The 5,342-nt window shown below is 66.0% G+C and carries 5 protein-coding genes; all 5 read left to right on the top strand.

Annotated features, from left to right (window positions below; genetic code table 11):
- Nucleotides 1-899 (top strand): NTP/NDP exchange transporter (locus tag ACIQ6O_RS12315; RefSeq protein ID WP_396208088.1); only part of this gene is annotated, 899 nt, incomplete at its 5' end.
- A gap of 226 nt (nt 900-1,125) precedes the next feature.
- Nucleotides 1,126-1,779, top strand: a complete 654-nt coding sequence (locus ACIQ6O_RS12310; RefSeq protein WP_396208087.1) for a TetR/AcrR family transcriptional regulator — start codon at nt 1,126-1,128, stop codon at nt 1,777-1,779.
- A gap of 86 nt (nt 1,780-1,865) precedes the next feature.
- Nucleotides 1,866-3,260, top strand: a complete 1,395-nt coding sequence (locus ACIQ6O_RS12305) for a TolC family protein (protein WP_396208086.1) — start codon at nt 1,866-1,868, stop codon at nt 3,258-3,260.
- A gap of 42 nt (nt 3,261-3,302) precedes the next feature.
- The gene (locus ACIQ6O_RS12300) at nt 3,303-4,433 is read left to right on the top strand and encodes an efflux RND transporter periplasmic adaptor subunit (RefSeq protein ID WP_396208085.1); all 1,131 of its coding nucleotides are present in this window, start codon (nt 3,303-3,305) and stop codon (nt 4,431-4,433) included.
- Nucleotides 4,430-5,342 (top strand): efflux RND transporter permease subunit (locus ACIQ6O_RS12295; protein WP_396208084.1); only part of this gene is annotated, 913 nt, incomplete at its 3' end. The genes ACIQ6O_RS12300 and ACIQ6O_RS12295, both read left to right, overlap by 4 nt.

Raw genomic sequence — 5,342 nt, 5'->3', positions numbered from 1 at the left:
TCCCCTCGGTATTCTGGGGATTCATGGCCGATACGTTCCGGCCGGAGCAGGGGAAGCGGTTGTTCGGCTTCATCAGCGTGGGTGGTACACTCGGCGCGCTCGTCGGCGCGTTTCTCACCTCGCGACTCGCCGAGGTGGTGGGCACGCCGGTGCTCATGGTGATGAGCGTGGTGCTGCTGGAATGTGCGGTGCAGGCGGCGCGGCGTTTCCCGCCGAGCTTCCGTGCCGATACGCGCGCGCGTGACGAAGCCGAAAAGCCCGTAGGTGGCTCGTCGTTGGCGGGCATCACCCATGTGCTCACGAGTCCGTATCTGCTCGGCATCTGCGCATACATGCTGCTGTTCACCATCGGATCCACGATCCTGTACTTCCAGCAGGCGGAGATCGTGGGGGCGCGCTACGCCGACCGCGAGGCGCGGACGGCGTTTCTGGCCACCATCGATACGGTGGTGCAGAGTCTGACGATTCTTGCGCAGCTGTTCGTGACGGGGCGTGTGATCAAGTGGGTGGGTGTGGGCGCCACGCTGGCGATCATGCCCATTCTGAGTCTGGTGGGCTTTGCCGCACTCGGCACGTGGGGCACGTTGTCGGTGTTTGTCGTGTTCCAGGTGCTGCGCCGGGCCGGTGAGTATGCGTTTGGCCGCCCTGCACGCGAGGTGCTGTTCACCGTGGTGCCGCCGGAAGACCGGTACAAGGCCAAGAATTTCATCGACACGTTCGTGTACCGCGGCGGCGACCAGATCGGCGCGTGGTCGTACGCCGGCCTGTCGGCGGTGGGCCTCGCCGCGAGTACGATCTCCCTTGCCGCCGCACCCATGAGTCTCGCCTGGCTCGGTGTGGCCTTCTGGCTGGGGCGGCGGAACGTGCGGCTGGAGCAAAAGGCCGCGGCGGGTTCGTGAGATGCCAGGATTGAGGGTTGAGAGGTGAGTTTTGAGACGTGAGGGGAACTTATATTGGGAGAAAAGGGGAAAGGGGGAAAAGGAGAACTGAATGAACCTCCGTTTCTCCCTTTCCCCTTTTCTCCCATTGTCAGTTCCCCCTTTTCTCCGTTTCTCCGAGCCTCCGACCGTCCGATCTGTTGCCTATTCACTTGACAGCGTTAGGTGAACTCCGTATCGTCCCCGTGTGACCACCTCCGCCATTCGCTCCGCCTCGCTGGCCCGCCGGGAACGGCAGAAGGCCGAGACGCGCCAGGCCATCCTGGACGCGGCGCGGGAGCTGTTCGTGACGGAGGGGGTGGAGGCCACCACCATGCGGGCGATCGCCGCCAAGATCGGCTATACCCCCACGGCCATCTATCACCACTTCCTCGACAAGGACGCGCTCATCACCGAGCTGTGCCTCGCCGATTTCACGGCCCTCGGCCAGGCGATGTACAACATCGGGCGCATCGCGGACCCGGTGGAGCGGCTGCGTCGGATGGGCATGGCGTATACCGAGTTCGCGATGCAGAATCCGAGCCAGTATCGGTTCATGTTCATGACAGTATTAGATCATAGACGGATAGATCCGTCTGGTCAGCTCATGAAGAGCCCGGATGAGGACGCCTACCAGTTCCTCCTGCACACGGTCCAGGAAGGGCTTCGTCGAGGCGTCTATCGCCCGGAGCTCACCGACCCCGTGGAGCTCGCCCAGATGTTCTGGGGCTCGATCCACGGCGTGGTTGCCCTCTGGTTCACCCACCGCAGCGACCCGCACATCACGCTCAACGACCCGCGGCAGACGGTCCGCACCATGTGCGACACCTTGATTCGCGGGGCACTGCGAAGCCCGACCTGACCGCTTTCCATCGGGGCTGAAGTACCTCCGGCGCCTAGGCGCCATTTTTTAGGCCTATTCACTTAACACTGTTATTCCAGAGACTGATGTTTAACACTCAACCGCTGTTCTACAAAGCGACGGCCGCGGTGCTCCTCGCGGCCGTCGCGGCGCCGCTCCGGGCGCAGGAGCCCGCGCCGCCAACGGTGCCCAACGCCCGCGCCGTGCTCGACGGCTACGTCGCCGAAGCGCTGCAGGCCAACCTCGCCCTCGCCCAACAGCGTGCGGCCCAGCGACGGGCCGACGCCAGCGTACGCGAAGCCAATGGCCGATTCCTCCCGAGCGTCGGACTCAATGCCCGCTACTCGGAATTCAGCGGCGTTGTGAACATCGGCGACTTCATCAACCCCGCGTACGCCGCGCTCAATCAGCTCATCGGCCAGCCGCGCTTTCCCACGGACATCAGCGCCACGCTGCCGTTCCGTCAGGAAACCAAGCTCGAGTTCACGCTCCCTCTGTTCAACGACGCGCTCTTCGGGGCGCGAGCGGCCGCCCGCGCGCAGCGCGATCTCGTGGGGAGCGGTCGTCGCGCCGCCATGCGACAGCTCGCCGCCGACGTGCAGCGCGCGTGGCTGGGGTATGCCACCACCGTGCGCGCCGTCGAAACGCTCGAAGCCACGCTCCCCGTGCTCGACGAAAACGTCCGCGTGAGCGAACGGCTCATCGCCAACGGCCAGGCCACCCCGGACGTGCTGCTGCGCGCACGCGCCGAACGGAGCGAACTCCTACAGCAGCTCGCGGAAACCCGGCGGCAGCGCGACGCCGCACGGCGCAGCGTGAACCTTCTCCGCAATGCGCCCGACGACGCGCCGCTCTCGCTCGTTGCCGACAGCACGCTGCTCGCGACCACGGCCATCGACGGTGATCGCGACGCGCTCATTGCCAATGCCCTGCGCCGGCGCGAAGAACTCGTACAGACCGGCAATCTCATCGAGCTCGCCAACGCGCAAACGCGCATTGCCGAATCGGCCTTCCTGCCCAACGTGGCCCTCGCGGCAAGCTACGGCGTGCAGGGCAACCGCTATCGCTTCGATCGCCAGAACGACGTGGGACTCGCCTCGGTCGTGCTGGGCTGGAATCTCTTCAACGGCACGCAGGATGCCGCCCGACGCGAACAGGCCCGTGCAACGCGTAGCGAAGCCGAATACCGCCGCCGTGAAGCCGAACGCGCGGTACGCATCGACGTGGAGAACGCGTGGGATGCCGTGCAAGCCGCGCGGACCGCTCTGAGCGCCGCCATCGACCGTCGCGTCGCTGCCGAACGCGCCTTCACGTTCGTGCAGCGTCGCTACGCCGAAGGGCTCGCCACGCAACTCGAATTTCTGAGTGCACGCTCCGCCTATACCGGAGCCGCGCTCAACGAAGTGATCACGCGCTTCACCGTGGCCACCAGACAGGTCGAGCTCGAGCGCGCGGCCGCGCTGCGCACCTTCGTCGACTGAACGCATCCACTCCGCCTTTCCCAATTGCCCCGGAAACTCCTCATGTCATTCGCCCTGCGCCCGACCATCTACCTCGCTGCGACATCGCTTCCCTTGCTTGCCGCCTGCGGCAAAAGCGAGACACCCGCACCGGAGCTCCGAGTGCCGCCCGTACCGGTGACCATCGCCACCATCGGTGAGAGCGAAGCGGCCGCACCCGTCACCGCCACCGGCACCTTCGTGTCGCGCGACGAAATCCCCCTGGGCTTCAAGATCGGCGGCGTCGTGACGCGCGTGCTGGTCGATGAAGGTGCCACGGTGCAGCGCGGACAGACGCTCGCCGCGCTCGACCTGCGTGAAATCGATGCCGCTGTCAGCAAGGCGCAGGTGGCCGTGGACAAGGCCCAACGCGATCAGGCCCGCGTGCAGCGACTCGCGGCCGATAGTGTGGCCACCCTCGCGCAGTTGCAGGACGCCACCTCGGCACTCGACGCCGCACGCGCCGATCTCGCCACGGCCACGATGAATCGCGACTATGCCATCATCACGGCGCCGGAGACGGGTACGGTGTTACAGCGTATGATCACCCCCGGCACCACCGTAGGCCCCGGCACACCGCTCTTCATCCTCGGCGGTACGCGCCGCGGCCGTGTGCTGCGGGCGGGGCTCCCCGACCGCGACGCCCTACGCGTGCACGTGAACGATCGGGCCACCGTGACCTTCGATGCGCTCCCCGGCAAGACCTTCGAAGGGAAGGTCCTCCTCGTTGGGCGATCGGCCGATCCGCGTACCGGGACCTACAGTGTAGAGGTGTCGCTCAACGGCACCGAGGCGCTGCCCAGTGGCCTCGTCGGGCAGATGCGCATCACGACACGCGGCACGACGCTCGCGATGACGATTCCGGTGGATGCCTTGCTGGAAGCCGATCACGACTCGGCCACCGTATTCACTGCCGAGAAAGATGCCGATGGGGCGCTGCGCGCGCGGTCGGCGCGGGTTCGCGTGTCGCAACTGCAGGGTGACCGCGCCGTGGTGGAGGGACTGGCCGTCGGCACGCCCGTGGTGGCCAAGGGTGCCCCGTACCTCACCCCTGGCGCGCCGTTGCGCGTGATCACACCGGCCACGCTCGACTCGGCGGCACCGCCGCGCGCTGACGCCCGCACGGTGGCGCTGCGTGGAGGAAGCACCCCGTGAACTTCCTGAGCAGCCTCACCGAATTCTCCGTGAAACGTTGGCAGTTCACGGTCCTCGTCTTCCTCATGTTCGCGGCGCTCGGTGTCGTGAGCTGGATGAACATCGCTCGCGCCGAAGACCCCGATTACCCGGTGCCCATCTACACCGCCGTGGCGGTCTACCCCGGTGCGAGCCCGGAGGATATGGAACAGCTCGTCACCGAGCCCATCGAAAAGAAGCTGAAGGGACTCGAGGACGTGAAGGAGCTGGAGAGCACCAGTTCTGACGGATTGTCGATCGTGCGTATCGAGTTCGACGTGAATGTGGATGCCGAGCGCAAGTACGATCAGGTGGTGCGCGAAGTCAACGCACTGCGTCCGGAGCTGCCGTCGGCGCTGCAGCGTCTCGATGTGCAACGAAACGAGAACTCCGACCTCACCGTGTTTCAGGTCGCACTGGTCGCGCCTACCGCACCGTATCCGCAGGTGGACGATGTCGCGAAGCGCCTCGAAGACGCGCTGGAGCGGGTCCCGGGCGTGAAACGGGCCGAACGGTGGGCGGCACCGCCGCGCGAGATGCAGGTCACGCTCGACCTGGGCAAACTGGCGCAGCGCAACATCACGCCGGCGCAGGTCCTCGCGGCGCTGGGCAGCGACAACATGCAGATCCCGGGTGGATCGGTGGATGTGGGCACGCGTCGGTACAACGTGGCCACCGCCGGGCGCTATCGGAATGCCGACGAAGTCGGACGCACCGTGATCGCCGGCGCGAACGGCAAGGTCATGCGTGTTCAGGATGTGGCACAGGTGCAGTGGAATGACGGCGACGCGGTCCACATTGGTCGCTTCAACGGCGAGCGGGCCATGTGGGTCACGGTGGCCGTGCAGAAAGGCAACAACATCTCGCTGGTGAAGTCGAGTGTCTGGGATG

This window comes from Gemmatimonas sp., from assembly GCF_044345575.1.
GTDB lineage: Bacteria > Gemmatimonadota > Gemmatimonadetes > Gemmatimonadales > Gemmatimonadaceae > Gemmatimonas.
This window is presented reverse-complemented; position numbering and strand designations above follow the sequence as displayed.

Excerpts from the sequence above, each read along its gene's own strand:
- ACIQ6O_RS12300 (WP_396208085.1), top strand. The coding sequence starts at position 3,303 with ATGTCATTCGCCCTGCGCCCGACCATCTACCTCGCTGCGACATCGCTT.
- ACIQ6O_RS12305 (WP_396208086.1), top strand. The coding sequence starts at position 1,866 with ATGTTTAACACTCAACCGCTGTTCTACAAAGCGACGGCCGCGGTGCTC.